The organism is Rheinheimera sp. UJ51, from assembly GCF_020819615.1.
GTDB classification, from domain to species: Bacteria; Pseudomonadota; Gammaproteobacteria; order Enterobacterales; family Alteromonadaceae; genus Alishewanella; species Alishewanella maricola.
In genome coordinates, this window is the sequence record NZ_JAJHOG010000033.1 from 1 (window position 1) to 1,264 (window position 1,264).

The following is a 1,264-nucleotide window of genomic DNA, read 5'->3' on the forward strand; positions in this document are numbered from 1 at the left end:
ATAGACATAATGACTCCCCACGAGGTGCTGACCTCCGAATTCGTGGGTTAGTTTCGCAACCAGAGCCATACTGTATTTGTTGAATATACAATATCGGAGGTCAGCATGGTTAACAATAGCATAACTTTTATCGGCTTAGATACTCACAAAGAGTTCTTTGAAGTGGCCTATATCGAAGACAATCGCGAAGCCAAGCCTGTTAGTCTCGGGCGCATTAACGGCACCAAACAAGCACTGCAAAAGCTAGTGCGCCAGTTCGAATCTAAGCACCCCGGCAGTACGCTGCATTTTGTTTATGAAGCAGGCCCGTGTGGCTATTGGATTTATCGCTTTTTAACAAGTTTAGGCCACTGTTGCTATGTCGTGGCCCCCTCTTTAATTCCTAAAAAAGCCGGTGAGCGCGTTAAAACTGACAAACGTGATGCCGTGAAATTAGCATTACTGCTGCGCTCTGGCGATATGGCCCCTATCTATGTCCCAGAGCCTGAGGACGAAGCGATGCGCGATTTATCACGCGCGCGTGAAACCGCCATGAAGGATTTAAAAGACGCAAAGTATCAGCTTAAAGCCATGCTGCTGCGCAACAATATCCGCTGTGACATACAAGATAATTGGTCAGCCAAACACCTACGCTGGCTCACCGAATTGATATTGCCGCATCCTTCGCAACAGATTGTTTTGCAGGAAGCGATACAAACCATTACCGAGCGTATCCGACGCCTTGAGCGACTGGATAACGAACTCAGTTACCATGTGAAAAACTGGCGTTACTACCCTGTTGTGAAAGCCATTCAAGCCATGCGGGGGGTGCGCTTATTAGTGGCTGTCGGCGTGATTGCCGAGCTGGGTGATTTATCCCGCTTCGACCACCCGAGAAAACTCATGAGCTATCTCGGCTTGGTCCCCTCTGAGCATTCCAGTGGCGGTAAACGCAAGCAAGGTGGCATTACCCGAACGGGCAATACCCGTGCCAGGCGCTTATTGGTCGAAGGTGCGCATACTTATCGCTATGCCGCCAACGTATCAACGGAGCTGCAAAAACGACAGGAAAGTCTCAGCAAGGAAATCGTCGATATCGCTTGGCAAGCACAGCTTAGATTATGCCGACGGTATCAACGTTTAATGAAGCGTGGCAAACACTACAACTTAGTCGTTACCGCCATTGCCAGAGAGATGATTGCCTATATCTGGGCCATCTCCAGAGAAGTCGTGCTAACACCCGTGAACCCCGCTAAGCGGTTAGCAAGGGTGCCAGCATGAAAAA

1 protein-coding gene is annotated in these 1,264 nt (G+C 49.4%); it reads left to right on the forward strand.

The features are described 5' to 3' along the window. Nucleotides 1-105 precede the first annotated feature (105 nt). The gene (locus tag LMJ53_RS16975) at nucleotides 106-1,260 is read left to right on the forward strand and encodes an IS110 family transposase (protein ID WP_226752477.1); all 1,155 of its coding nucleotides are present in this window, start codon (nucleotides 106-108) and stop codon (nucleotides 1,258-1,260) included. Nucleotides 1,261-1,264: the final 4 nt, after the last annotated feature.